Annotated in this window: 25 protein-coding genes; 13 read left to right on the top strand and 12 right to left on the bottom strand. The window is 67.7% G+C overall.

Going from position 1 to position 25,580, the window contains the following annotated elements:
- Window positions 1-286 precede the first annotated feature (286 nt).
- From QFZ52_RS07990 to polA, 5 genes are all read left to right on the top strand, one after another.
- Entirely contained in the window at window positions 287-730 is a 444-nt protein-coding gene (locus QFZ52_RS07990) for a hypothetical protein (RefSeq protein WP_307497088.1), read from the top strand.
- A 109-nt stretch (window positions 731-839) separates the two neighbouring features.
- A complete protein-coding gene (locus QFZ52_RS07985; RefSeq protein ID WP_208188968.1) occupies window positions 840-2,051 on the top strand; it encodes an inorganic phosphate transporter in 1,212 nt (403 codons plus the stop codon).
- The gene (locus QFZ52_RS07980; protein WP_307497087.1) at window positions 2,048-2,269 is read left to right on the top strand and encodes a hypothetical protein; all 222 of its coding nucleotides are present in this window, start codon (window positions 2,048-2,050) and stop codon (window positions 2,267-2,269) included. Before QFZ52_RS07985 ends, QFZ52_RS07980 begins: the two co-directional genes overlap by 4 nt.
- 73 nt (window positions 2,270-2,342) lie before the next feature.
- Window positions 2,343-2,885, top strand: coding sequence for a dihydrofolate reductase family protein (locus QFZ52_RS07975; protein ID WP_307497086.1), 543 nt, complete (start codon window positions 2,343-2,345; stop codon window positions 2,883-2,885).
- A 234-nt stretch (window positions 2,886-3,119) separates the two neighbouring features.
- Window positions 3,120-5,774, top strand: coding sequence for a DNA polymerase I (polA, locus tag QFZ52_RS07970; protein WP_373425707.1), 2,655 nt, complete (start codon window positions 3,120-3,122; stop codon window positions 5,772-5,774).
- 92 nt (window positions 5,775-5,866) lie between these two features.
- On the opposite strand, the gene QFZ52_RS07965 is transcribed toward polA, so the two are convergent.
- From QFZ52_RS07965 to ypfJ, 3 genes are all read right to left on the bottom strand, one after another.
- Window positions 5,867-6,277, bottom strand: a complete 411-nt coding sequence (locus QFZ52_RS07965) for a hypothetical protein (RefSeq protein WP_307497085.1) — start codon at window positions 6,275-6,277, stop codon at window positions 5,867-5,869.
- Between the two features lie 98 nt (window positions 6,278-6,375).
- A complete protein-coding gene (locus QFZ52_RS07960) occupies window positions 6,376-7,740 on the bottom strand; it encodes a hypothetical protein (protein WP_307497084.1) in 1,365 nt (454 codons plus the stop codon).
- Between the two features lie 189 nt (window positions 7,741-7,929).
- Window positions 7,930-8,826, bottom strand: coding sequence for a KPN_02809 family neutral zinc metallopeptidase (ypfJ, locus tag QFZ52_RS07955; RefSeq protein WP_307497083.1), 897 nt, complete (start codon window positions 8,824-8,826; stop codon window positions 7,930-7,932).
- A 49-nt stretch (window positions 8,827-8,875) separates the two neighbouring features.
- On the opposite strand from ypfJ, the gene QFZ52_RS07950 reads away from it, so the two are divergent.
- Entirely contained in the window at window positions 8,876-10,375 is a 1,500-nt protein-coding gene (locus QFZ52_RS07950; RefSeq protein WP_307497082.1) for a class I adenylate-forming enzyme family protein, read from the top strand.
- A 95-nt stretch (window positions 10,376-10,470) separates the two neighbouring features.
- Here QFZ52_RS07950 and QFZ52_RS07945 read toward each other — a convergent pair whose 3' ends face one another.
- The 5 genes from QFZ52_RS07945 to QFZ52_RS07925 all read right to left on the bottom strand — a co-directional run bounded on the left by QFZ52_RS07945 (window position 10,471) and on the right by QFZ52_RS07925 (window position 14,461).
- Window positions 10,471-11,871, bottom strand: a complete 1,401-nt coding sequence (locus tag QFZ52_RS07945) for an aspartate aminotransferase family protein (RefSeq protein WP_307497081.1) — start codon at window positions 11,869-11,871, stop codon at window positions 10,471-10,473.
- Entirely contained in the window at window positions 11,868-12,335 is a 468-nt protein-coding gene (locus tag QFZ52_RS07940) for an Lrp/AsnC family transcriptional regulator (protein WP_107002619.1), read from the bottom strand. The genes QFZ52_RS07945 and QFZ52_RS07940 overlap by 4 nt, the downstream gene beginning before the upstream one ends.
- A gap of 85 nt (window positions 12,336-12,420) precedes the next feature.
- Window positions 12,421-13,062, bottom strand: coding sequence for an energy-coupling factor transporter transmembrane component T family protein (locus QFZ52_RS07935; RefSeq protein WP_307497080.1), 642 nt, complete (start codon window positions 13,060-13,062; stop codon window positions 12,421-12,423).
- On the bottom strand, window positions 13,059-13,766 hold the full coding sequence (locus QFZ52_RS07930) for an energy-coupling factor ABC transporter ATP-binding protein (protein WP_307497078.1): 708 nt from the start codon (window positions 13,764-13,766) through the stop codon (window positions 13,059-13,061). Before QFZ52_RS07930 ends, QFZ52_RS07935 begins: the two co-directional genes overlap by 4 nt.
- Before the next feature lie 17 nt (window positions 13,767-13,783).
- Window positions 13,784-14,461 carry a biotin transporter BioY gene (locus tag QFZ52_RS07925; protein ID WP_307497077.1) on the bottom strand — a complete coding sequence of 226 codons (678 nt, stop codon included), beginning with the start codon at window positions 14,459-14,461 and terminating at the stop codon, window positions 13,784-13,786.
- 233 nt (window positions 14,462-14,694) lie between these two features.
- On the opposite strand from QFZ52_RS07925, the gene QFZ52_RS07920 reads away from it, so the two are divergent.
- Window positions 14,695-16,296 (top strand): ABC-F family ATP-binding cassette domain-containing protein, encoded by a 1,602-nt coding sequence (locus QFZ52_RS07920; RefSeq protein WP_307497076.1) that lies wholly within the window; start codon window positions 14,695-14,697, stop codon window positions 16,294-16,296.
- Between the two features lie 118 nt (window positions 16,297-16,414).
- Here QFZ52_RS07920 and QFZ52_RS07915 read toward each other — a convergent pair whose 3' ends face one another.
- The 3 genes from QFZ52_RS07915 to QFZ52_RS07905 are packed head-to-tail and all read right to left on the bottom strand — an operon-like array spanning window position 16,415 to window position 18,171.
- Complete coding sequence (locus QFZ52_RS07915) at window positions 16,415-17,404, bottom strand: SURF1 family cytochrome oxidase biogenesis protein (protein WP_307497075.1); 990 nt, start codon at window positions 17,402-17,404, stop codon at window positions 16,415-16,417.
- Window positions 17,405-17,695 (bottom strand): hypothetical protein, encoded by a 291-nt coding sequence (locus QFZ52_RS07910; protein WP_307497073.1) that lies wholly within the window; start codon window positions 17,693-17,695, stop codon window positions 17,405-17,407. It lies immediately after the preceding gene.
- Window positions 17,692-18,171, bottom strand: a complete 480-nt coding sequence (locus QFZ52_RS07905; protein ID WP_307497071.1) for a DUF3099 domain-containing protein — start codon at window positions 18,169-18,171, stop codon at window positions 17,692-17,694. Before QFZ52_RS07905 ends, QFZ52_RS07910 begins: the two co-directional genes overlap by 4 nt.
- A 149-nt stretch (window positions 18,172-18,320) precedes the next feature.
- Here QFZ52_RS07905 and QFZ52_RS07900 point away from each other — a divergent pair, with 149 nt between their 5' ends.
- Both QFZ52_RS07900 and QFZ52_RS07895 read left to right on the top strand, forming a co-directional pair.
- A complete protein-coding gene (locus QFZ52_RS07900; RefSeq protein ID WP_107002614.1) occupies window positions 18,321-19,046 on the top strand; it encodes a beta-ketoacyl-ACP reductase in 726 nt (241 codons plus the stop codon).
- Between the two features lie 65 nt (window positions 19,047-19,111).
- The gene (locus QFZ52_RS07895; RefSeq protein WP_307497069.1) at window positions 19,112-19,855 is read left to right on the top strand and encodes an SDR family oxidoreductase; all 744 of its coding nucleotides are present in this window, start codon (window positions 19,112-19,114) and stop codon (window positions 19,853-19,855) included.
- Window positions 19,856-19,933: 78 nt separating this feature from the next.
- On the opposite strand, the gene serB is transcribed toward QFZ52_RS07895, so the two are convergent.
- Window positions 19,934-20,854 (bottom strand): phosphoserine phosphatase SerB, encoded by a 921-nt coding sequence (gene serB, locus QFZ52_RS07890; protein ID WP_307497067.1) that lies wholly within the window; start codon window positions 20,852-20,854, stop codon window positions 19,934-19,936.
- A gap of 64 nt (window positions 20,855-20,918) precedes the next feature.
- Between serB and QFZ52_RS07885 the strand changes: the two genes are divergently transcribed.
- From QFZ52_RS07885 to QFZ52_RS07870, 4 genes are all read left to right on the top strand, one after another.
- Window positions 20,919-21,704 carry an ABC transporter ATP-binding protein gene (locus tag QFZ52_RS07885; RefSeq protein ID WP_307497066.1) on the top strand — a complete coding sequence of 262 codons (786 nt, stop codon included), beginning with the start codon at window positions 20,919-20,921 and terminating at the stop codon, window positions 21,702-21,704.
- A 12-nt stretch (window positions 21,705-21,716) separates the two neighbouring features.
- Complete coding sequence (locus QFZ52_RS07880; RefSeq protein WP_307497064.1) at window positions 21,717-22,502, top strand: sulfite exporter TauE/SafE family protein; 786 nt, start codon at window positions 21,717-21,719, stop codon at window positions 22,500-22,502.
- Window positions 22,503-22,509: 7 nt separating this feature from the next.
- Window positions 22,510-23,316, top strand: coding sequence for a TrmH family RNA methyltransferase (locus QFZ52_RS07875; RefSeq protein WP_307497063.1), 807 nt, complete (start codon window positions 22,510-22,512; stop codon window positions 23,314-23,316).
- Between the two features lie 223 nt (window positions 23,317-23,539).
- Window positions 23,540-25,513, top strand: a complete 1,974-nt coding sequence (locus tag QFZ52_RS07870; protein WP_307497062.1) for a type I restriction-modification system subunit M — start codon at window positions 23,540-23,542, stop codon at window positions 25,511-25,513.
- Window positions 25,514-25,580 lie beyond the last annotated feature (67 nt).

The following is a 25,580-nucleotide window of genomic DNA, read 5'->3' as shown; positions in this document are numbered from 1 at the left end:
CTTCTGATGGCTGATCTTCCCGCCCAGCGCAGTCGCCGGCGGATGGTGGCACCGTTTCTCCAAGGAGGGCGAAATCCGTCATCGGCGCCGCCTGGAACTGGAGCGGCTCAGGGCCGGCCTCCCTCCTGAGCCGAGCGGAGGCGGCGAACCGCAGCCGGCGGAGTCCGGTGCGCCCGAGCCCGCGAACGAGGACGGGAAGGCCGCGCCGTCGCCGGTCCAGGACGCCTCGCGCCTCCTGGCCGATCACGACGCCATCAATGCCCGCTGGCTCGAATACGAGCTGGACGTGGCCAAGATGATCGACTTCCCCGGCATGAGCGATGTCCGGGAGCCGCTGACCGTGGAGTACCTCAAGGCCAAGCGCCGCGCGGACTCCCTGCGGCCGGTGGGGCAGGAGCAACTGAGCCGCGAGGACCTCGACGCCTACCGCGACGCCGTGCTCGCCTACGGTCATGCGTTCGACGTCGCGGAGCGCAACGCGCACAGGCTCAAGGACTCCGCGTTCTCGCCGGAGGAGCGCGAACGCCTGTCCCGCGCACGGCAGCTGCTCAATATCGCCGTCGACCCCGGATCCACGGCGCCGGAGCGGCAGGCCGCCTACCGCCGGGTCCGCAAGGAACTCGACGGTCTTCTCGCCGTCCCGCAGACCGCGTTCTCGGCGCTGGAGCGTCAGATCGCGGCAGCGCTGGACCCGTCCCGCCGGCCGGCCGCGGAGGAACACCCGGGCTGAGCGCGCCGGTGGTTCACCGGATTTTCATGCTTCCGTCAACTGCCCTTAACATAGCGATGTGGCGTCCCTGCGCGCTGCGGCTGACTCACGACATACAGATTGGGCCCGGGTGGACGTCACCTTCATGGCAGCGCTGGTTATTGTGCTGGCTCTGTTCTTCGATTTCACAAATGGTTTCCACGACACCGCGAACGCCATGGCGACCCCCATCGCCACCGGCGCCATCAAACCCAAGACGGCCGTCGCCCTCGCCGCGGCGCTGAACCTGGTGGGAGCCTTCCTCTCCACCGAGGTCGCCAAGACCGTCTCCGGCGGGATCATCCGGGAAGGCTCGGATGGAGTGCACATCACTCCGGAGATCATCTTCGCCGGTCTGATGGGCGCGATCCTCTGGAACATGTTCACTTGGCTCAAGGGCCTGCCGTCCAGTTCCTCACACGCCCTGTTCGGCGGCCTCATCGGCGCGGCCGTGGTCGGCATCGGCGTGTACTCGGTCAATTTCGACACGGTGATGCTCAAGGTCATCCTCCCGGCGGTCTTCGCCCCGGTCATCGCCGGTGGCGTCGCGTACATCTGCACCCGTCTGGCGTATGCGCTGACCTCGCGGCATGATCCCGAGACCGGTGACAAGCTCACCCAGAAGCGCGGCGGCTTCCGCACCGGACAGATCTTCACGTCCAGCCTGGTCGCCCTGGCGCACGGCACCAACGACGCGCAGAAGACCATGGGCATCATCACCCTCGTCCTGATCGCGAGCGGCACGCAGCCGGCCGGTTCCGGTCCGGAGTTCTGGGTCATCGCGGCCTGTGCTCTCGCCATCGCCATCGGCACGTACTCCGGCGGCTGGCGCATCATCCGGACCATGGGCTCCGGCCTGACCGAAGTGAAGCCCGCCCAGGGCTTCTCCGCGGAGACCAGCACGGCCGCCGCCATCCTGGCGTCCTCGCACCTCGGCTTCGCGCTGTCCACCACGCAGGTGGCGTCCGGCTCGGTGATCGGCTCCGGTCTGGGCCGCAAGGGCACCACGGTCCGCTGGGGCATGGTGGGCAAGATCGCCACCGGCTGGCTCTTCACGCTTCCCGCGGCCGCCGTCGTCGGCGCCCTCACCGCGCTGCTGGTCGGCACCGGCCCGGTCGGCACGGCCATCGCGATCGCGGTCGGCATCGGCACGATCGTTGCCATGTTCGTCTACTCCCGCAAGTCGCATGTGAGCCACGCGAACGCGGTGGAGGTCGAAGAGGCCGGCACGGCCGTCCGCTTCCAGAAAAAGAAGAAGGCTTCCAAGGCCTCCAAGGCGACGAACAACGAGGTCCAGGAATGAAGTGGTTGGAACTGCTGCAGGTCGCGGGCGCCACGCTCGTCTCCGCCGTCATCCTGGTGGTGCTGTACTCGCTGGGCGTGCGCCTGACCGCCATCGCGGCCGACGCCGAGCAGAAATCGCCCCGCCTCGCGCGGTCCCTGGCGTACCTGTGCTTCTGCGCCTGCGGCGTCGCGGTCCTGTTCGGGATCTACCTGATCGTCCCGTACTTCAGTAAGTAGGCACGTGAGCAAGTAGGCAGTTCAGCGGGCAGGCGCCCGCGACGGGCCCGGCGTCGTCGGGCTAGGGTGAGGTATGGGGAAATTCCAGTACTTCACCGCAGTGTCCCTGGACGGCTTCATCGCCACGGAGTCCGACTCGCTCGACTGGCTTCTGAACGCCGAGGAGACCGGGACCGAAGGCCGGATCGAGGAGTTCTACGCCGGCGTCGGATGCCTCGTCATGGGCGGCACCACCTACCAGTGGATCCTCGATCACTTCGAGGGCGAATGGCCTTACAGCGGCACGCCCGTCTGGGTGTTCACCCACCACGAGATGCCGGTGTACCCGGGCGGGGACGTCACGCTCATCCGCGGGGACGTCGAAGAGTTCGTTCCGGATTTCCTGCGCGACGCCGGAGACAAGGACGTGTGGGTCATGGGCGGCGGTGAGCTGGCGGCGCAGTTCGCGGCGGCAGGGCATCTCGACGAGCTCATCCTCACGGTCATGCCGGTCATCCTGGGTTCCGGGAAGCGCATCCTGCCGCTCACCGGCGGCCTGCGGCACCTCGAGCTGCTGGAGAGCGCCGCCGTGGGAAACGTCCTCGAGGTCCGGTACGCGCTCAAACCCGCCACCTGAGCCGCCGCGTGCCTTGCGTCTCGCCACGGGCCTGACCTCCGGCCTCACCTCAGCCCGGGTGAAAATGTCCGGGCGTGCCACTACGCTGGCAGGGTGAGTGAAACATCCCAGAGCGCGGTAGCCGCAACCACGTCCACCGGTCCGTCCGAGGCCCCCGAGTCCACTGCTCCGGCACCTGCGGAGCAGGCCTCCCAGGGGACCCGGAACCGGCTCCTCGTGCTGGACGGGCATTCCATGGCCTTCCGGGCGTTCTTCGCCCTTCCCGCGGACAACTTCGCCACGTCGACCGGCCAGCACACCAATGCGGTGCACGGTTTCACGTCCATGCTCATCAACCTGATCAAGGACCAGCAGCCCACTCACGTGGCGGTCGCCTTCGACGTCTCGGATGACACCACCTTCCGCAAGAAGGAATACGACGGGTACAAGGGCGGACGCAACGCCACCCCCGAGGAGTTCCGCGGTCAGATCGATCTGATCGACCAGGTCATGGGCGCCTGGGGCATCAAGACCCTGCGCATGCCCGGGTACGAGGCGGATGACATCCTCGCGACCCTCGCCGCGCAGGGTGAGGAAGCGGGCTGGGAGGTCCTCCTGGTCTCCGGTGACCGTGACGCCTTCCAGCTGATCACGGACAACGTCTTCGTCCTGTACCCGAAGAAGGGCGTCTCGGACATCCCCCGCATGGACGCGGACGCCGTCCGGGAGAAGTACTTCGTGGGCCCCGAGCAGTATTCGGATCTGGCGGCGCTCGTGGGGGAGACGGCGGACAACCTCCCCGGCGTTCCCGGGGTCGGCCCCAAGACCGCGGCGAAGTGGATCAACCTCTACGGCGGGCTTCCGGGCATCCTGGAGAACCTGGACAGCATCGGTGGCAAGGTCGGCGATTCGCTCCGCGCCCACATCGAGGACGTCAAGCGCAACCGCCGGCTCAACCGGCTCCTGACGGATCTGGATCTGGGTGTCGCCCTGGACGAGCTGGCCGCACCGCGTCCCGACCAGGACGCGGTGGAGGAGCTCTTCGACGCGCTCGAGTTCCGGACGCTGCGCACCCGCCTGTTCGCGCTGTACGGCGAGGACACCGAGGGCGTCCAGCACGAGGGCGTCGAACTGCCGCCCTTCGAGATCGGGGCTGACGCGGAGTCTCTGACCACGTTCCTGGCCGGCGACACGGGCGGCGTCCCGGCCGCCCTGGCCGTCGCCTCGGTGAGCGGTGGGATCGGCCAGGAGGCCAGCGCCGTCGCGATTCTGCGCGGCGAATCGGCGCGGTACCTGGATCTGACCGAGCTCGACGCCGCCACGGAGAGTGTGCTCGCCGCGTGGCTCGCGGACAGCGGCCAGGAGAAGGCGATCCACGAGTACAAGGAAGCCTTCAAGGCGCTGCATGCCCGTGGCCTGACGCTGGAAGGCGTCGTGGATGACACGTCGATCTCCGGTTACCTGATCCAGCCCGACCGCCGGAACTACGAGCTGGCGGAGCTGGTGCAGCACCACCTCAAGGTCACCCTGGAGTCGGCCCCTGCCGTCCCCGCCGGGCAGCTCGATCTGGGTCTCGACGTCGACGGCACCGCCGCGCAGGCCCGCGCCGAGGCGCTGGTGCGGGAAGCCGCGGCGGTGCGCGCTCTGAGCGACCACCTCGCCCCGCTGCTCGTGGAGCGCCAGGCGGATCAGCTGCTCCTCACGCTCGAGCTCCCCGTGGCCCGCGTGCTGGCCGACATGGAGATCGCGGGCATCTCGGTCTCCCGGGAGAAGATGCAGGATCAGCTCGACGATCTGGCCCGCCAGGTGGAGATCGCCCAGCAGGGCGCCTACGCCGCGATCGGCCACGAGGTGAACCTCGGCTCGCCCAAGCAGCTGCAGACCGTGCTCTTCGAAGAACTGGCCCTGCCGAAGACCAAGAAGATCAAGTCCGGCTACACCACCGACGCCGCCAGCCTGAAGAACCTGCTGGAGAAGACCGGCCACGAGTTCCTGGTGCAGCTCATGGCCCACCGGGAGGCCTCCAAGCTGCGCCAGATGGTGGAGACCCTGTACAAGTCCGTGGCGGAGGACGGCCGCATCCACACCACGTACGCCCAGAACGTCGCGGCCACGGGACGTATCTCCAGCAACAATCCGAACCTGCAGAACATCCCGGTCCGCAGCGAGGAAGGCCGGCGGGTCCGTGATCTCTTCGAGGTCTCCGAGGGGTACGAATGCCTTCTGGCCGCCGACTACTCGCAGATCGAGATGCGCATCATGGCGCACCTCTCCGAGGACGCCGGGCTCATTCAGGCGTACCGCGACGGCGAGGACCTGCACCGCTACGTCGGCTCGCACATCTTCGGCGTGGCTCCGGAGGATGTCACGAGCGCCATGCGGTCCAAGGTGAAGGCCATGTCCTACGGCCTCGCGTACGGGCTCACGAGCTTCGGGCTCTCCAAGCAGCTGGAGATCTCGGTGGATGAGGCACGGACCCTCATGAAGGACTACTTCGACCGCTTCGGCGCCGTGCGTGACTACCTGCGGGGCGTCGTCGAGCAGGCCCGTCAGGACGGCTACACGGCCACCATCGAGGGCCGGCGCCGGTACCTCCCGGACCTGACCAGCACGGACCGGCACCTGCGGGAGATCGCGGAGCGCGTGGCCCTCAACTCACCGATCCAGGGCTCCGCCGCGGACATCATCAAGCGGGCCATGCTCGGCGTCGCCCGCGCCCTTCAGGAAGAGGGGCTCAAGTCCCGCCTGCTGCTCCAGGTCCATGACGAACTCGTCCTGGAAGTGGCCGAAGGTGAGCGCGAACAGGTCGAGAAGCTGGTCATCCGGGAGATGGGCAACGCGGCCGAACTGACCGTGCCGCTCGACGTCCAGGTGGGCGAAGGCCACAGCTGGCACGACGCCGGCCACTGACACAGCGCTACTGTCACCGGCGACCGACACAGCGCCGCGGCGGCCGTCCCGGACTCCGGGACGGCCGCCGTCGTTTTGCGGTCACTCGACGCTCAGTATTCCTCGCCGTACTTGTACTCCGGGAAGTCGAAGCAGGTGCTGAAGGCGTCGACCCGCAGCCGGTCGGGGTTCGAGGAGAAGCCAACGATCAGATGGGTCCCGTCGCGGTGGAGCAGGTCCACGGCGGACTGCCCGTCCTCATCGGTCTTGTCCGTCAGCGTCCAGCCATCCTTGCCGCCGAACTCGGACTTCACCTTGGCCAGGATCGCCGCCTTGTCAGGCTGGCCGATCAGTGTGACCTCGCCCGCTCCGGACCAGAGCTTCTGTTCGCCCTGACACGCCATGAGGCTGGACTTCTCGTTGAGGAACCGCGTCCCCTGAGAGTCGCTGGGCACGAAGTCCAGGACCGTCCGTTCGAGGGTGAGCACGGTCTTCTTGGCTTCTTCGAGGGTCGGCTTGTCCATGGTCGGATTTCCTCCAGGTGTTCCGCAGGCGGTGAGAATGAGGGCAAGGGTGATGCCCGGCAGGAGAAGCCGGGCTCGGGCCACGGGGTGGTGCCGGGTCATCCGTAGATCTTCTTCTGGATGTCACGCAGCGCGCTCTGGTTGTCCGCGCCGGTCGTGGCGATGAGGCTGTGATCGTTGATGATGTCCATACCGGTGGTACCTCCCGGGGATGAATACACGTGGCGGTCGAAGGCGGGGTCCTTCATGGGGTAATTGTCCCCGACCACACCCGCGCGTTCGGCGATCTGGAGAACGTCCGGGTAGGTGTAGCTCGAGTATTCGGTATTCCGGTCGTTCGACCACCCAGGCGGCATGGCGGCGCCCGAGAGTGCAATCACCTTGTCGTAGTGTGCGCCACTCATCTCCGAACCGGTGACGTTTCGCAGGCCCCAGCTGTGCCCCATGCCCACGGTCTCCGCGCCACTCGGTTTTTCGAGGTCCACTGCGTTCTGGAAGGCGGCCAGTGTGGGCGCGGTCTTCGCGACGAACTCATCGCTCTTGGCCTCCTGCAGGAAGGCTTCGACGAAGCCGCCGTCGGGGAACTCCGTGCCCTTATACACGAAGGCAACGGTGGACTTGCTGGAGTCGGTCTGAACCAGGTACTTGGCCATGTCCTGGACGCCGCCGTTGTAGAAGGACGACTCGTTGGTGGTGGTGCCGGGAACGTAGGTGAGCACGTGTTTGGTGTCCGCGTCGTAGTCACCGATCATCTCCACGATCGAAGAGTGGGCCGGGTCGTAGGCCGCCAGATGGACCTTCCCGTCGACGACCGATTGCAGGTAGTCGAGCCCGCTCTGGCGCAGCGCCCAGGCTTCATGGTCCTTGGCGACCTGATCGATGTAGGGCTGTCCTCCGATGGTCAGCCATGGGTTGATCTTGGGCTCAGGATCGTGGTTCTTCAGCCAGTCGAGCCGGTTCTGAGCGTTGATCTCGTTGGCCTTGACACGGGCGTCGAAGGGAATGCCGTTCGTGTTTCCGGCTTCCACGGGGTGCTGACGGATGAAGTCCTGCTGCTGCGTCTCGCTCAAGCCCTTCCACCACGTCTGGATCTCGGCGGGGGACTTCCCGGTCAGGTCGCTGACCGAGGGCGTGCCCTGAGTGCCTCCGGAGGGCCCGCCGGGCGCGCCGCCACCGGTGCCTCCCGACGCGGCGCTGCTGCGTTCCTGTTCGTCGGCATTGAGCTGGAGGGATTTGGCCGCGGTGGCGAGAAAGCCTGCCGCCCGGTTCATGGCCTGTGAGTGCTCCGAGTCCCACAGCTGACGGAACCTCTTGCCGTCCGGGCCTGGCCAGGTCACGGAGCTGACCGCCGAGGACAGCATGCGGGCCTGTGACTCCAGTGCCTTCCCCGAGGTCTGGACCTTGGTGGCCAGCTTCCTCAGCTCCTGGACATCGGCTCCGTAGAAGCCACCGCTCATCGTCATCCCCCTGTGCTCGCCTGCTGATGGCCGGGGCCTGGTGCCCTGACGATCCTCCGTCCCGGAGCGATGTCCGGGTTTCTCCACTGACTATAGATTCAGGGATACAGGTGGTCCATGGGGAGTGCTGCCCATCTCTCCGCCGAGGGGCGCCACCGAAGGGAACCGCTGAAGGTCAGCGGCCCCCACGTTCTGTCAGACCCGCCCGGAGAAGGTGTCGCACTTGTTCAGCTCGCCGGACTGGTACCCCGCGAGGAACCACTTCTGGCGCTGTGCGCTCGAGCCGTGCGTCCAGGATTCGGGGCTGACCCGGCCCGTGGCGGCTTTCTGGATCCGGTCATCGCCGACGGACGACGCGGCGGAGAGCGCATCGCGGATGTCGGTCTGCGTGAGGGGCTTGAGGAAAGGCTGACCGCCCGAGGCCGAGGGCTGCGTGCTGGCATAGTGAGCCCAGATGCCGGCGAAGCAATCGGCCTGGAGTTCCACCCGGACGCCGCCGGACTGCGGACCCTGCGGATCCCGTTGGGCGTAGTCGATGGTTCCCAGGATGTTCTGGACGTGGTGTCCGAACTCGTGGGCGACCACGTACTCCTGCGCCAGGGGACCACCGGAGGATCCGAACTGGGTCACGAGTTCCTGGAAGAACCCGGGGTCGAAGTACGCGGTCCGGTCGGCAGGACAGTAGAACGGTCCCACCTCGGTGGTCGCGGGGCCGCAGCCGCTCTGAGTCCGCTGCGTGAAGAGGACCGTCTTGGGGCGCGGGTACTGCTTCCCGTACTGCCGGAGATAGTCGGGCCAGAAGTCATTGAGGCTGTTCACCGTGCCGGTGATCCGGCAGGCCAGCTGCTGGTTCGCCTGCGCGCCGGTGTGGCACTGCGAGACGCCGCTCTGGCCGGCGGACTGGCTCTGGGCGGGCGGCTGCTCGGCGCCACCTGTGAGGTCATCGAGGAGCGAGGGATTGAAGCCCAACAGACTCAGCACCAGGACCAGCAGACCGCCACCGATGCCGCCGCCCACCTTCACCCCGGTGCTCATGCCGCGGCGGTCCTCCACCTGGGAGGAATCGAGCTGACTGCCTTCGTTGAAACTCATGCCCCCAGAGTAGCGCGCGGACGGAGCCGCAGCCCGGTAAAATCCTTCCGTGCCCTTCCTCTCCCGCCTCGACGCCTGGGCGCAGGCATCTCCGCACCGGCGGGCCGTGAGCATCGGCCATGACGCCCTGAGCTGGGAGGAACTGCGCTCAGGCGCAGCCCTGCTCCTGGCCGATGTTCCCGACGGCGGGTACACGCTTCTCCAGGAGCCAAATTCCCTGGAGTTCATCCTCCGCTGGGTCGCAGGGGTGAGCGGCTCTCGACGGTGCGTGGTGCTCGACGCCGCGCTTCCGGATGACCTCTCGGCTCGGATTCGTGAGGAAGTCGCCGGCCGCTGGGGTGCGCCGGATGCCCTCGCCACCCGCGCCGACCGGAGCGGCGCCGCGGTTCCGGGCACGTCGAGCCGGGAGACCGTCGTCGTGCATCATGCGGCCCTGCCGGGAGGGGAGCTGGTGGACGGCCCGGCGGGCACTCCCTTCCTGCTCGCCCTGACGTCCGGCACGGCGAGCCTGCCGAAGGCGATCGTCAGGACACGGGCCTCCTGGCAGGCGTCGTTCGTCTCCTCCACGGAATTCTTCGGGCTCACCCGGGACGAGATCACCCTGGCTCCGGGGCCGCTGTCCTCGGGCCTCGGGCTCTACGCGCTGTCCGAATGCCTCCACGCCGGCGCGGAATTCCGGACCCTCCCGTCCTTCGACGTGGAGGCCGTGCATGACGCCGTGGAGCACGACGGCGTGACGCGGCTCGTGCTCGTTCCGTCGATGCTGCGGGAGCTGGCCGAGCGCGGCATCCTGGGTGGCTCCGACGCCTCTTCGCTGCGCAGCATCGTGGTGGCCGGCGCCAAACTGGACCCGCGGACCCTTGAAGCGGCCCGCCGCTGGGCGCCGTCGGCGCGGATCCACGAATACTACGGCGCCCAGGAGCTGAGTTTCGTGAGCGGTTCGTGCCTGTCCCCGAAGGATCCGCTGACGGGACACCTCCTGGCCTCCACGAGCGTGGGCCGTCCGTTCCCGGGCGTCGAGGTGGCGATCCTCGACCCTCACGGCGTTCCCGTGGCCGACGGCGAGACCGGGTCGATCGCGGTGCGCAGTGGCATGGTCGGGGACGGCTACCTGTGGGGCGACCAGAAGGATTTCGTCCGCGTCGGCGACTGGGCGACCGTCCACGATCAAGGGTTCCTCCGCGACGGGGAGCTGCACTTCCTGGGCCGGGCTTCGGACATGATCGAGTCCGGGGGGCTTGTGATCCACCCTCAGGAGATCGAGAAGGCACTCGGCACGCTGCCCGGCGTCGAATTCGCCCTGGTCGCCGGCGTCGACGATCCGCTCCGCGGCGAGCGACTCATCGCTGCGGTGAGGACCGGCCACTGTGGTCTCGGCGAGGGCCAGCTCCGGATGGGACTGGCCGACCTCGTGGATCCGCGCATGCTGCCCGAGGCGTTTCACGAACTGCGGGAGGTGCCGCTGACCGCCCGGGGAAAGGTCAGCCGCGCCTTGCTGCGCGACTGGATCCTCGACGGCGACCCCCGGGTGCCGCGGCTTCCCGTCTGAGGCGCGGTTTCTGACACGCCACGGGCCGTGGGTGGCGGCTCTTCAGCCGGCGCCCACGGCCCGAGGGTGTTCCCGGAACCGAGTGCCGTGACGTGTCAGATCTTGGCCGACGCGTCCTTGAGCACCGAGCGCAGGATGCCCTCGATCTCACGGAACTCGGCCGGTCCGATGGTCAGCGGCGGCGCGAGCTGGATGACGGGGTCGCCACGGTCGTCGGCACGGCAGTACAGTCCGGCCTCCCAGAGGGCGGGGGAGAGGTAGTCCCGCAGCAGACGGTCGGACTCCTCCGCGTTGAACGTCTCGCGGGTGGCCTTGTCTTTGACCAGCTCGATGCCGAAGAAGTAGCCCTCGCCGCGGACGTCGCCCACGATGTCGAGGTCCAGCAGCTTCTCGAGTTCCGCGCGGAAGAGCGGGGAGTTCTCCCGGACGCGGCCGTTGAGGTCCTCCTCCTCGAAGATGTCGAGGTTCTCCAGCGCGGCGGCAGCGGCTGCCGGGTGACCGGCGAAGGTGAAGCCGTGATAGAAGGTGTTCTCCACGGAGTTGAATGGCTCGGACACCTTGTCCGCCACGATCATGGCGCCCAGCGGGACGTACCCCGAGGTGATGCCCTTGGCGGAGGTGATGATGTCCGGCTCGTAGCCGAGGGCCTTGGAGGCGAAGAAGTCGCCCACCCGGCCGTAGGCGCAGATGACCTCGTCGCTGACCAGGAGCACGTCGTACTGATCGCAGATCTCCCGGACGCGCTGGAAGTAGCCGGGCGGCGGCGGGAAGCAGCCACCTGAGTTCTGGACGGGCTCGAGGAACACGGCGGCGACGGTGTCCGGGCCTTCGAAGAGGATGGCCTCCTCGATCCGGTTGGCCGCCCACTGACCGAACGCCTCGATGTCGTCGGTCGGGGCGCCCATCTCGCCGGCGCGGTAGAAGTTGGTGTTCGGCACGCGGTGGCCGCCGGGGGTGAGGGGTTCGTAGAACTTCTTCATGTCCGGGATGCCCGTGATTGCCAGGGCGCCCTGCGGCGTGCCGTGGTAGGCGACCGCACGGGAGATCACCTTGTGCTTCATGGGCTTGCCGCGCAGCTTCCAGTAGTGCTTGGCGAGCTTGAACGCGGACTCCACGGCTTCGCCGCCGCCGGTGGTGTAGAAGACCTTGTTCATCTCGCCGGGCGCGTAGGAGGCGAGCCGTTCGGACAGTTCGATGGCCGCGGGGTGGCCGTAGGACCAGAGGGGCATGAAGTCCAGTTGCTTCATCTGCCGCGCGGCGGCGTCGACGATCCGCTGACGACCGTGACCGGCGTTGACCACGAACAGGCCCGAGAGGCCGTCGATGTACTTCCGTCCGTCGGCGTCATAGATGTGGTGCCCTTCGCCGCGCGTGACGATCGGGATGCCGTCATTGAGCACCTTGCGGGAGGTGAAGTGGGGCCAGAGGTGCTTGGCCGCCTTCTCCTGCAGTGCTGCGGTGTCGTGCGGGCCCTCAGGGCTGAAAGGTGTTCTCATCGTGTTCCCCAACCGTATTTCTGTTTCCGGAGTTCGAGATAGACGAACGTCTCCGTGGATGCCACGCCGTCGATGGTCCTGATCTCGCTGTTGAGCAGGTCGATCAGGTCTGAGTCGTCCTCGCACACCAGTTCGGCGAGGATGTCGAACGACCCTGCGCTGAGCACCAGATAGGAGACCGCCGGGAGCTGGGCCAGGGTGTCGGCCACGCGGCGGGTGTCGCCCGTGGTCTTCACCCCGATCATGGTCACCCGGTGGAATCCCAGACTCATGGGGTCCGTGACGGCCACGATCTGCATGACCCCGGCGTCCATGAGTTTCTGCACCCGCTGCCGCGCGGCGGCCTCGCTCAGGCCGACGGCCTTGCCGAGATCCGCATAGGACCGGCGCCCGTCTTCCTGCAGGAGTTCCACCAATCGCTTCGACGTGTCATCGAGCTGGAGGGCGTTCTTTCCACGGCTCATAGTCCGATTCTGTGGCAAATCTGTCGATTAGGCAACGGAATCAGTTGAAAAATGTTCGTCAGACGATGGAATTCATGGCTGACGGTCAGGAACGGTGTGTGTCCGAAGGTTCGGAGTCGGCCAGTCCGCGGGCCGCGAGGGCGTCGCCCGTCCTCTGGGCGTACGCCACGGAGGCGATGAGCACGGGCATCGCGCGTGCCCGCGGATTCCGTTCCAGACCCCGGGCGCGTGCCGCGTCCCGCACCGTCGAGAAGGTGCCGATGAGGTACGGGATGCTGCGCAGCGTGATCGCGATGACCAGCGCGAGCCGTTCCGGATCCACGCCCCAGCGCTTCAAGGGCCGGGCTGCGGACACCACGCCGTCCAGCAGCGCGGGAACGGGGGTGGTCAGGGTGAGGAGCGAGGCGGCCACGATACAGGCGTACACGTTCGCCACGATGCTCACGGCCTGGGCGGGCCCCAGCTGCCACCACTGGAACGCCAGAACGGCCAGCAGCAGCGGGGCCGGCCCGGCCAGCAGGCGGACCAGCCGCCGGCCCCCGAGCCGTGCCGACGCGAACAGCAGCACCATGACCGCCAGGACGGCGAGCGACGCCACCCAGGACTTGAGCCAGAACGTGCCCAGGCCCAGAAGCACCACACCGAGGAACTTCAGTCCGAGGGGCGAGCGGTGCAGCCACGAGTCACCGGGCACGTAATCGCCCAGGGGATAGCGCGCGCTGCTCATGAGCGCTCGGCCAGGCAGAGGCGGCGGTAGTGCGCGACGGCGTCCGCGGCGCCGCCGTCGAACACCACCCGCGCGTTCTCCACCACCAGCACCCGCTCCATGTCCAGGACCAGTTCCAGATCGTGGGTGGCGAGCACGATCTGCTGCGGCAGTCCGGTCAGTGTCCGGCGCAGGAGTTCGCGGTTTCGCAGGTCCAGGAGAGTCGAAGGCTCGTCGAGGACCAGGACGCGGGGCTCCACTGCGAGGACGCTCGCCAGTGCCATGAGCTGGCGTTCGCCGCCGGAGAGTTCGTAGACGCTCTGATCCGCGAGAGGGAGCAGGCCGAAGCGACTGAGGATCTCCTCGGCCCGCGCGCGGCGGTCCTTGCGGGGCACCGTGCGGCGCAGGGAGAGCTCCAGATCTTCGCGGCCGGTGGGCATCACCAACTGGCTGAGGGGATCGGTGAACACGAAGCCCACCTCGGCGCGCACCGCACGGCCTTCCCGCCGGGTGTCCTTGCCGTGGACAGTCACCGTCCCGGAACTCGTCTCCTGCAGGCCGTTCAGCAGGCGGAGCAGCGTGGACTTGCCCGAGCCGTTGGCGCCGAGCACGCCGATGCGGCGCTCATCGAGGTCCAGATGCGGCACGTCCAGGATGGTGCGGGCGGGGCGCTCGTCGTCGGCTGCGATCCGGACGACGACGTCGCGCAATTCGATGGCGCTCATGGAACCGCAGCCTCCGCTCAGCGCTGCTCGGCGGACGCCGGGGCCGGGGAGCCCTGGGCGGCGGCACGGCGCAGCAGGATGTCGGGGAATGCCCGGTGCAGGGCGACGGCCAGGGGAGCTGCCACCAGGTTCTTCAGGATGTCACCCGGGTAGAAGGCCAGATCCGCGAGGAACGCGGCAGACAGGGACGTGCGCCCGTTGATCATGATGCCCAGAGGGCCGAGCGTGTGCGTCAGGAGCAGGCTGCTTCCGAACGCGGCCAGGAAGAACCACAGGGTCCGGGGCTTGAGGCGCTTGCGCAGCACGCGGGTGGCCAGGAAGCCGACCAGACCCGCGACGAGCGGGAACGCGATGATGTAACCGGCCGAGGGGCCGGCGAGGACGCCGAGTCCCGCGCGTCCCTGGGAGAAGATCGGCAGACCTGCCAGGCCCAGCACCACGTAGAGACCCACGGCGGCGATCGCCCGTGGACCGCCGAGCACCAGGCCCGTGAGCACCACCGCCAGGGTCTGGATGGTGATCGGGACGCCGACGCCCCCGATGCTGATGCCGGGGACGAGTGCGGATGCGGCGACCAGGGCGGCGAAGACGGCCACGAGGGCCAGATCGCGGGCTCCCCAGCGCTCGGGGGAACGGGTGTCTCCTGCGGGGAGGGGCGTCTGCTCGGTCACGGTTTCCTCTTTCAGCTGTGCCATGCGCTCCACCTTAGAACCGCGGAAATGGGCCATTTTTGTCGGCATCCTCCAAGGGAATCGGGAACGGGTGGTGGGATTCCACAGTGCGTGCGGGGGAGGCCGGACAGACCGGCGTGAAGGGCGTGAGACAGGAACCGGTAGAATCGATGAGGCCCCTCCCGCACTCCTGGTGTGTCGTGTCCGTCGTGGACACCGAATCGGCCACTCCCACGCACCCTTCGGAAGGCACTCTCGTGATCAGCGTCCAAGACCTCGAATTGCGCGCTGGCGCGCGCCTGCTCATGGACCAGGTGACGTTCCGCATCGACAAGGGTGACAAGATCGGGCTGGTCGGCCGCAACGGCGCCGGCAAGACCACCCTGACCCGCGTCCTCGCAGGTGAAGGCGTTCCGGCCGGTGGCACTGTGACGAGCGCCGGCGAGATCGGCTACCTGCCGCAGGACCCCCGCACGCCGGACATGGAGCAGTTCGCCCGGGACCGGATCCTCTCCGCCCGTGGCCTGGACGTCATCACGCGAAAGCTCAAGAAGGCGCAGGAGGAGATGGCCAGCGAGGACGAGGCCGTCCACCGCAAGGCCATGAACCGGTACGACCGTCTGGAAGCCGAGTTCCTGGCCGGCGGCGGATACGCCGCCGAGTCCGAGGCCGCCACGATCTCCGCGAACCTGGCCCTGCCCGAGCGCATCCTCAACCAGCCGCTCAAGACGCTCTCCGGTGGTCAGCGCCGTCGTGTGGAGCTCGCCCGCATCCTGTTCTCCGGTGCGGACACCATGCTGCTCGACGAGCCCACCAACCACCTCGACGCCGACTCGATCGCCTGGCTGCGGGACTTCCTCAAGAGCCATCAGGGCGGCCTGATCGTGATCAGCCACGACGTGGAGCTCCTCGAGGCGACCGTCAACAAGGTCTACCACCTCGACGCGAACCGCTCGACGATCGACTACTACAACATGGGCTGGAAGCGTTACCTCCAGCAGCGCGAGACGGACGAGCGCGCCCGCCGTCGTGAGCGTGCGAACGCCGAGAAGAAGGCCTCCGTCCTGCTCGACCAGGCCAACAAGATGCGCGCCAAGGCCTCCAAGGCCACGGCCGCGCAGAACATGATCAAGCGCGCCGAGCGGATGCTGGGCGGCCTGGAGGACGTGCGCGCCGCGGATCGCGTGGCCGCGCTGCGCTTCCCCGAGCCCGCGCCCTGCGGCAAGACCCCGCTGACCGCGGAGGGCCTGAGCAAGTCGTACGGCTCGCTCGAGATCTTCACGGACGTGGACCTGGCCATCGACCGCGGCTCACGCGTCGTGGTGCTCGGCCTCAACGGCGCCGGCAAGACGACGCTCCTGCGCATGCTCGCGGGCGTCGACGCGCCGGACACGGGCGAGGTCATTGCCGGACACGGGCTCAAGATCGGCTACTACGCCCAGGAACACGAGACGCTCGACCACGACCGGACGGTCCTGGAGAACATGCGGTCCGCCGCTCCTCAGCACATGACCGACACCGAGGTGCGCAGCATCCTCGGCTCGTTCCTGTTCGTGGGCGACGACGTCGACAAGCCGGCCGGCGTGCTCTCCGGTGGCGAGAAGACGCGTCTGGCCCTGGCGACCATCGTGGCGTCCAGCGCCAATGTGCTGCTCCTCGACGAGCCCACCAACAACCTGGACCCGGCCAGCCGCGCCGAGATCCTCGGCGCCCTCGCCAACTACCAGGGCGCCGTCGTGCTGGTCTCCCACGATGAGGGCGCGGTCGAGGCCCTCAATCCGGAGCGCGTGGTGCTGCTTCCGGACGGTGTCGAGGACCTCTGGAACGCCGACTACCTGGATCTGATTACGCTCGCCTGAGCTTCTGGGCAGGCTGCTTGATGACGAAATCCCCGGTCCTCCGGACTTTCCCCTCCGCCGAAGCGCAGGGGAATGTCCGGAAGGCCGGGGATTTTCTGTATGGGGCCTGAAGCGCCGCTTACTTGAAGCCCTGCGCGTCGAGGATCGCGTCTTCCTCGTCCTCGGCGCTGCGGCGTCCGGCGGCACGCCGCTCGGCGGTCTTGCGCTCAGCCTTCTTGCGGTTCTGACGCCAGTACTTCGCCGCGGTGTGCGACGACGGCAGCACCGCGGCGGCGCCTGCCGCGGACTCCGCGCCGGCCTCGCCGGTGCCCTGGCCGCCGTCGTCGGGCGTCTCACCGGCCGCCGCAGCGGCTCGCGCGAGCTCGGCGTCCTCCGCATCCAGGGCGTCGTTCTTGGCCTGCTGACGGGCCGCATAGCCGAAGCCGAGGATCATGAGCACGCCGAAGGCGAACCACTGGAGTGAGTACGAAAGGTGTGTGCCTTCGTCCGTGTCGGGCATCGGCAGCTGCATCGGGGCCACGGCGGGCGCGGGGGACTCGGAGGCCATGCGGCCGTAGGCGCCCGTGAGCAGCGGGTACTTGACCTGTCCTGCGTACTGGTTGAGGTCGATCGAGGCGATCTGCCCGGACGGCGCGCCGCGGTCCAGGGCCGGCTCCGACGGCCGCAGCCGCACCACGACGGTCACGTCGCCGCGAGGCGCGTCCGGAATCGAGTCCGGCCGCCCGTTCTCCTTGTTCCCGATGGGAAGGAAGCCGCGGTCCACGATCACGGTGTCGCCGGAATCCACCCGGAACGGCACCAGCACCTGATAACCGGGCTGCCCGTTGAGGGTCCGGTTCCGCACGATCAGCTGGTCCTGCGGCACGTAGCTGCCGCGGAGCTTCACCTGGGACCACTCGCGGGCGGTGTCCATGTGCTCGAACAGCGGCTTCGCCTCGCTGAAGGCGACCGGAGCGGAGTTGTAGTTGGTGACGATCCGGTTGATGTTGGCCTGGGTCTCGGCCCGGCGGTCCATCTGCCAGCGGCCCAGGAGCACACAGGCGATCGCGAAGACGATGGCCAGGACGAAGTACCCCATCCAGCGGCGGGAGAAGAGGAAACGGTACATCTAGGCCGGTGCTCCTGGCGTGTCGGGTTCCGCGGTCGGTTCGGGGCTGGGATCGAACGGCACGGTCTCCTTCCAGAAGGACCGCTGCCGGAGGTAGTCCTCCAGCCAGTCGCGGTGCTCCGGGCAGGCGAGCCAGATCTTCCGGCGTTCCGGCGTGTGGATCTTCGGGTTGTTCCAGAGCACCTGCCACGCGGCGGGAGCTCGGCAGCCTTTGCGGGAGCAGATGGCCTCGGCGGCGGCCTGAGTACCCCGGTCCGAGCCGGCCTGGCTCAGCGCGTCGAAGAAGCTCATGCGGCGTCCCCCGGATGTGGCTTGGGGTGTGCGGACGGTTCAGCCGACGGAGACTGCTCGACGATCTCGCCCTGGATGATCAGGCCTGCGTCCCCGTCGTCGCCCGGGGACGAGGCGGTGTCCTCCGAAATGCCGTCGCCCGGTTCCGTGGCTTCGGCCGGAAGGGCGGCCTGCAACGGTGTGCCGATCAGGTGGTCGCTGGGGGTTTCCGCCTTGTCGCCGCCATTGGCGATGATCACCGCGAACCACGGCAGGAAGACGGCGCCGGCCACGGCGATGAGCTTGAACCAGCCGTCCAGCACGAACAGGAGTCCGAGGCAGACCATGCGGATGCCCATGGCGACGGCGTACTTGATCATCCGGGAGCGGATCTCATCGGAATGCGCGGCACCGGCGTCGGTGATGCTCACGACCTCGGCGTTCTGGGCCGACCGGGGGTGCCGGCCTCCGCCTTGCTGGTTCGTCACGGTTCTCACTCACGCTCCAATATGCTTCACATCCATTCTCGCACCGTGTGCCATGAGCCCAAAAACGAGCGGACCGATAGGATGCAATCCGTATCGAAAGACGTTTCGATGGATGAGTGTCGAATCATCGAATGATGAGTATGGAAGCGAGAGCGTGCATGAGTGAGCAGAGCACCACGGGCCGCAGCGTCCTGGTCACCGGTGGAAACCGGGGCATCGGACTGGCCATCGCCCAGGAGTTCCTGGCCAATGGTGACAAGGTCGCGGTGACGTACCGGACCGCCACGGAACTTCCCGAGGGGATCCTCGGCGTCCAGGCGGACGTCACCGACGAGGCCTCCCTCGATGCCGCGTTCAAGCAGGTGGAAGAGGCTCACGGTCCCGTGGAAGTCCTGGTCGCCAACGCCGGCATCACCAAGGACACGCTGCTGCTCCGTATGAGCGAGGACGACTTCACCTCCGTGCTCGACACGAACCTCACCGGCTCCTTCCGCGTGCTCAAGCGCGCCATCAAGGGCATGATCCGCCTGCGCAAGGGCCGTGTGGTGTTCATCTCCTCCGTGGTCGGCCTGTACGGCTCGCCCGGGCAGATCAACTACTCGGCCTCCAAGTCCGGACTCGTCGGCATGGCCCGCTCGCTGACCCGTGAACTCGGATCGCGCGGCATCACGGCGAACGTAGTCGCCCCCGGCTTCATCAACACGGACATGACGGCCGAGCTCCCCGAGGAGACCCAGAAGAACTACCTCTCCACCATCCCGGCCGGCCGCTTCGCCGAGGCCGAGGAAGTGGCGCGCGTGGTCCGCTGGATCTCCAGTGACGAGGCCGCCTACATCTCCGGCGCCGTCATCCCCGTGGACGGCGGCCTGGGCATGGGTCACTGACCCCTCACGTCTTCCGCTTCACGCGATTCCCCCTGAATTTTCTTCCCTGATTCCAAGGAGCACTTATGGGAACTCTGGACAACAAGACCGCCATCGTCACGGGCTCTTCCCGTGGCATCGGGGCCGAGGTCGCCAAGATCCTCGCCGGCGAGGGTGCGGCCGTCGTGGTCAACTACCGTCAGAAGGCGCCCCGCGCCAACAAGGTGGTGCAGCAGATCACCGAGGCCGGTGGCCGCGCAGTTGCCGTCGCCGCCGATCTGACCACCGAGGACGGCGCGCAGGCGCTGGTCTCCGCCGCGCAGGAGAACTTCGGCGGCCTGGACGTCCTCGTGCTGAACGCCTCCGGCGGCATGGAGACGGGCCTCGGTGAGGACTACGCGCTGCGCCTGAACCGTGACGCTCAGGTCAAGATGCTCGAGACCGCCACGGCCGTCATGCCGGCCGGCTCCCGCGTGGTGTTCGTCACGAGCCACCAGGCCCACTTCATCGACACCGTGCCCACCATGCCGGAGTACGAGCCGGTCGCGCGCAGCAAGCGTGCGGGCGAGACCGCGCTGCGCGAGTTCATCCCCGCGCTCGAGGCCAAGGGCATCAGCTTCGTGGTCATCTCCGGTGACATGATCGAGGGCACCGTCACGGCCACCCTGTTGGACCGTGCCCGTCCCGGTGCGATCGCCGAGCGCCGCGCCGAGGCCGGCAAGCTGTTCACGGTGGAGGAGTTCGGCGTGGAGGTCGCCCGCATGGCGACGGCCGACGTTCCCACGGGCCACACCGAGTACGCCGGCGGCGCGGGACACTTCCAGAAGTAGCGCCCACCCCGGATACGACGACGGCGGCCGCACCCCTCAGGGGAGCGGCCGCCGTCGTGCGTCTGACGGGAGTCCGGGTCAGGCCAGCGGAACGCCCGCCAGGACCGCCACGGCGTCCAGGTTCGGCACGTTGATGGCGGCGTCCGCGGCGGCCTGCACCGCGGGCTTCGCGTTGAACGCGACGCCGAGGCCCGCCGTCGCGAGCATGTCCAGGTCGTTCGCGCCGTCGCCCACCGCGATCGCGGCCTCGAGCGGCACGCCGGAGGCCTGCGCCCATTCGCGGAGCCGGCTGGCCTTCGCGGCACGGTCCACCACCTCGCCGGCGACACGGCCGGTCAGCAGGCCGTCCTGGACCTCCAGGTCGTTGGCCAGCCAGAAGTCGAGACCCAGCTCCTCGGCCAGGGGCTCCAGGATCTGGTTGAAGCCGCCCGAGACCACGGCCACCCGGTGGCCGGCGGCATGGAAGGCGTCCACGAGACGCTGCGCCCCCACGCTGAGCCGGACGGCCTGACGGACCTCGTCGAAGACGGACTCGGGGAGCCCGGCCAGCTGGGCCACGCGCTGGTGGAGACTCGCCGCGAAGTCGAGTTCGCCCCGCATGGCCGCTTCGGTCACCGCGGCCACTTCGGCCTCCTTGCCGGCATGAGCCGCGATCAGCTCGATGACCTCCTGCTGGATGAGGGTCGAGTCGACGTCCATGATGAGGAATTTCCGCTCGGCCTGGCGGAGCGCGTACGGCACGACGGCCACGTCGATGCTCAGGCCGGCCTCGGCCAGCGCTTCACGGGCCGAGACGAGCCACTGCTCCGGCACCACCGAGGCGGCGTCCGCATCGGCCGGGGCCACCACGGTCAGCTCGGCCGCCTGAAACCCCTCCGCGCCGAGGGGCCGCCACTCGCCATCCACCGCTCCGTGCCGCGCGAGGACGGCGGACGCCTCCTGCAGGGCTGAGGCGGAGAGTTCCGGGGCATAGGCGAGGGCGGAGAAGTGTGACTGCATTCAGCCATGGTAGCCAGCGTTGCGGTTATCCATGGAACCCACTTTTACCCTAGGGTTTTATGTCATGAGTGAAGTCCTCCAGTTGAGCCATGTCTCGGTGCGCCGGGGCCGGAAAACACTTCTGAACGATGTTTCCTGGCAGGTCAACGACGGCGAGCGGTGGGTGGTGCTCGGTCCGAACGGCGCGGGCAAGACCACGCTGCTCCAGCTGGCGGGTGCGCGGATGCACCCGAGCGACGGCACCGTGGACATCCTCGACGAGCGCCTCGGCCGCGTGGACGTCTTCGAACTGCGTCCCCGGATCGGGCTCTCCTCGGCCGCTCTGGCCAACCACATCCCGGAGGACGAGACCGTTCTGAACGTGGTGGTCACCGCCGCTTACGGCGTGACCGGCCGCTGGCGTGAGGGCTACGAACGCGCCGATGAGCGCCGCGCCTTCCGCCTCCTGAACGCCTGGGGGATGGGCCCCCTCCTCAACCGGCAGTTCGCCACGCTGAGCGAAGGCGAACGCAAGCGCACCCAGATCGCGCGTGCCCTCATGACCGACCCCGAACTGCTCCTCCTCGACGAGCCCGGCGCCGGCCTGGATCTCGGCGGCCGCGAGGAGCTCGTCGCCGAGCTGTCCAAACTCGCCGCCGACCCGATGTCCCCGGTGACCATCCTGGTGACGCATCACCTGGAGGAGGTCCCGCCGTCGTTCACGCACGCGCTGCTGCTGCGTGACGGCGAGGTGGTGACCGCCGGCCCGATCGCCAACGTGCTGACCGAGGATCACCTCAGCACCACCTTCGGCCTGCCGCTGACCGTCACGCACGACGCCGGACGGTACACCGCCCGCGCCCGCGCCTAGGAGCCGCCCGTCATGGAGTGGCTGCACGGCGCGCTGATCTTCCTCGCGGGCATCTGGGCCGGGACCATCAACACGGTGGTGGGCTCGGGCACGCTCGTGACGTTCCCCGTGTTGGTCGCGCTGGGCACGGCTCCCGTGACGGCATCCATCAGCAACGCCATGGGCCTCATCGCGGGCAACGTCTCCGGCGCCCTCGGGTACCGCAAGCAGCTGCAGGGCCGCTGGCGGTCGCTGGCCACCCTCATGCCGGCCTCCCTGCTCGGCGGGGTCACCGGCGCCTATCTCCTGCTGCACCTCCCGGAGGAGGTGTTCCAGTACGTCGCCCCGGTGCTGATCGTGTGCGCCCTCCTCCTGGTGGTCTTCCAGCCCCGGCTGCAGCGCTGGGTCCGGAACCGCGAGCAGGTGCCGGGCAACGCCCTCAAGGACAAGAACCACGGTGTCCTGCTCCTGATCCTGGTGTTCCTGGCGGGCGTCTACGGAGGCTACTTCGTGGCCGCTCAGGGCGTGCTGCTGGTGGGCATCCTCGGTGTTTTCATGGCCGGCACCATGCAGCAGGCCAACGCGATGAAGAACTTCCTGGTCCTCGCGGTCAACGTCGTCGCGGCGGTGTCCTATCTGCTGTTCGCCTTCGACCGGATCAGCTGGCCCGTGGTGGCCCTCATCGCCGTCTCGTCCCTGATCGGCGGCCTGCTGGGCGCGAAGATCGGGCAGAAGCTCAAGCCCGTGGTGCTCCGCACCGTGATCGTGGTGCTGGGCCTCCTGGCACTGGCCGTGATGCTGGGCAAGCTGCTGGCATAATCCTTGGGTGCCCTTCATCGCCCTTGAGAACGCCTCCGATCCCCGGATCGCCGACTACCGCAACCTCACCGACGTTCAGCTGCGCCTGAAGACCGAACCCGAGCGCGGCCTGTACATCGCGGAGTCGTCCCGCGTGGTGCGGCGGGCCATCGCCGCCGGTCACCGCCCCCGCTCCTTCTTCCTCACGGAGAAGTGGATCAAGGACCTCGCCGACGTCCTGGAACAGTTCCCCGACGTCCCGGCGTACGTGGGGGAGTCCGCGGTCCTGGAGGAGATCACCGGCTTCCACCTCCACCGGGGCGCCCTGGCCGCCATGGAGCGGCCCGCGCCCCGTGCGCTGCAGGAGGTGCTCGACGGCGCGCGGCGGGTCGCCGTGCTGGAGGACATCACGGACCACACGAACCTCGGGGCCATGTTCCGCAGCGCCGCCGGCCTGGGCATCGATGCGGTGCTGGTGACGCCGCGCTGCGCCGACCCGCTGTACCGCCGGTCGATCCGCGTGAGCATGGGCACGGTCTTCCAGGTGCCGTGGGCCCGGCTGGACTCCTGGCCCGACGGGATCGGGGAGCTGCAGGCGGCGGGCTTCACGGTGGCGGCCATGGAGCTCACGCCGGAGTCCCTGACCATCGACGCTCTCGCGGCGCGCAGCCCGGAGCGGCTCGCCCTGATCCTCGGGACCGAGGGCGCCGGCGTCACGCCCGAGGCGCTGGAGGCGGCCGACGTCGCGGTGGAGATCCCCATGCGGCCCGGCGTGGACTCGCTCAATGTGGCGGCGGCGTCCGCCGTCGCGTTCTGGGAGCTGCGGGCGCGCTGACGAGCGGTGCGGGACCGTCTCCCGTCATGACCTAGAAGAGATTCGAACGGAGCCGATCAACTGTACGTGCTCGTTGGATGCACCTTCGGCTTGGACGCGAAGAACCAATGCCGGGCCGGTCAGCGGCAACCAGAAGCGAGCGATATCCTGTCCATGCGGTTGAACGCAGCACAGCTATGCATGCCTTGAAACTGCTCTTCTCGCAAGACCTGAAGGAAGTGCTTTGCCTGATAACGCCATTGACCACGCACGCATCGTCTCTCTGATCTGGGGCATCGCCGATGACGTGCTTCGTGACCTCTACGTGCGAGGTAAGTACCGAGACGTGATCCTTCCGTTCACGGTGCTGCGACGCCTGGACAGCGTCCTTGAGCCCACGCGTGACGCGGTCAAGGCGATGAAGGCGACGCTCGATGCCGCGGGCATCGCCAATCAAGATGGACCACTCCGGCAAGCGGCGAAGCAGGACTTCTACAACCATTCCGGCTTCACGCTGAAGGACCTTCGCAGCACCGCGAACTCGACACGACTCCGGCAGAACTTCGAGGCCTACCTCGACGGCTTCTCCCCGAACGTGCAGGAGATCATCGACAACTTCGAGTTCCGCCACCAGCTTCCGCGCCTGACCAAGGCGGATGCTCTTGGCGCGCTGATCGAGAAGTTCCTCAGCCCCGATCTCGACCTGTCCCCGCGCGGGATCGACAACCACGGAATGGGCACTGTCTTCGAGGAGCTTGTGCGCAAGTTCAACGAGGACAACAACGAAGAGGCAGGCGAGCACTGGACGCCCCGCGATGCCGTGCGCCTGATGACCCGGTTGATGTTCGAGCCGATCGCCGACGAAATCCCCTCGGGAACCTACCGCCTCTACGACGGCGCGATGGGCACCGGCGGCATGCTCACCGTCGCCGAAGAGACCCTGAAGCAGCTCACGGAGCCATCTGGCAAGAAGATCTCCACGCACCTCTACGGCCAGGAAATCAACGCGGAGACCTACGCGATCGCGAAGGCCGATCTGATCTTGAAGGGCGAGGGTGCCGAAGCCGACAACATCGTCGGGGGGCCCGAGTTCTCGACCCTCTCGAACGACGCGTTCGCAGGGCAGGAGTTCGACTTCATGCTCTCCAACCCGCCCTACGGCAAGAGCTGGAAGACGGACCGGGACCGGCTCGGCGGGGCGAAAAAGATCATCGACCCGCGGTTCGTCGTCACGCACGCTGGTGACCCCGAGTACTCGCTCGTCACCCGCAGCAGTGATGGTCAGCTGATGTTCCTGGCGAACCTCATCTCGAAGATGAAGCACGACACGGCTCGTGGGTCACGCATCGCCTCCGTTCACAACGGTTCTTCTCTGTTCACAGGTGACGCCGGCCAGGGTGAGAGCAACATCCGCCGCTGGATCATCGAGAACGACTGGCTCGAGGCCATTGTCGCGCTTCCGCTGAAGATGTTCTACAACACTGGCATCGCCACCTACGTGTGGGTGCTTTCGAACCGCAAGGAGGAGCGCCGGCGCGGCAAAGTGCAGCTCATCGATGCGACGGGATGGTCGACACCATTGCGCAAGAACCTTGGTGAGAAGGGCGTGGAGGTCAGCGCCTCCGACGCCGACAAGGTGCTCGAGGCCTTCGCGGCGTTTGACGAGTATGCGGACACCGATCACTCGAAGGTCTTCGACGGAGTCGACTTCGGCTACCGCAAGATCATCGTCGAGCGTCCACTCCGAATCGCCGGAACTGATCCGAACCACGTGTACACCGCGAAAGAAATCAAGCAGCTGAAGGAGGACGGTGTGCGTGACGAAACTGCGCCGCCAGTCATCCGGAAGGCCTTCCCAGACTCGGCGAAGCCCGATCCACTGCACGGACGGTATGAAGCGGTCATCGACGGTCGCACTCGAGTGGTTGAGTACGAGCCCGACATGGAATTGCGCGACACCGAGCAGGTGCCGCTGACCGAGCCAGCCGGAGATTACGTTGACGGCGTCGAGGCGTTCTTCCGCCGGGAAGTCGGGCCGTATGCGCCGGACGCCTGGATAGACGACTCGAAGACGAAGATCGGCTACGAGATCTCCTTCACGCGTCACTTCTACAAGCCCGCCCCCATGCGCACCCTGGCCGAGATCCAGGCAGACATCCGTGCACTGGAGGCGGAGACCGACAACCTGATCTCCGAGATCGCGGGGGACCTCGCATGAGCGAAAGAGCGAACAGCATCGACGGAGTCGCGAAGACGATCGCAGAGGTGCTGAAGGACAAGAAGTA

Source organism: Arthrobacter woluwensis, assembly GCF_030816155.1.
In the GTDB taxonomy this organism is placed as follows: Bacteria; Actinomycetota; Actinomycetes; order Actinomycetales; family Micrococcaceae; genus Arthrobacter_E; species Arthrobacter_E woluwensis_A.
The sequence above is the reverse complement of the archived record's forward strand: the minus strand, read 5'-3'. Positions and strand labels throughout refer to the sequence as shown.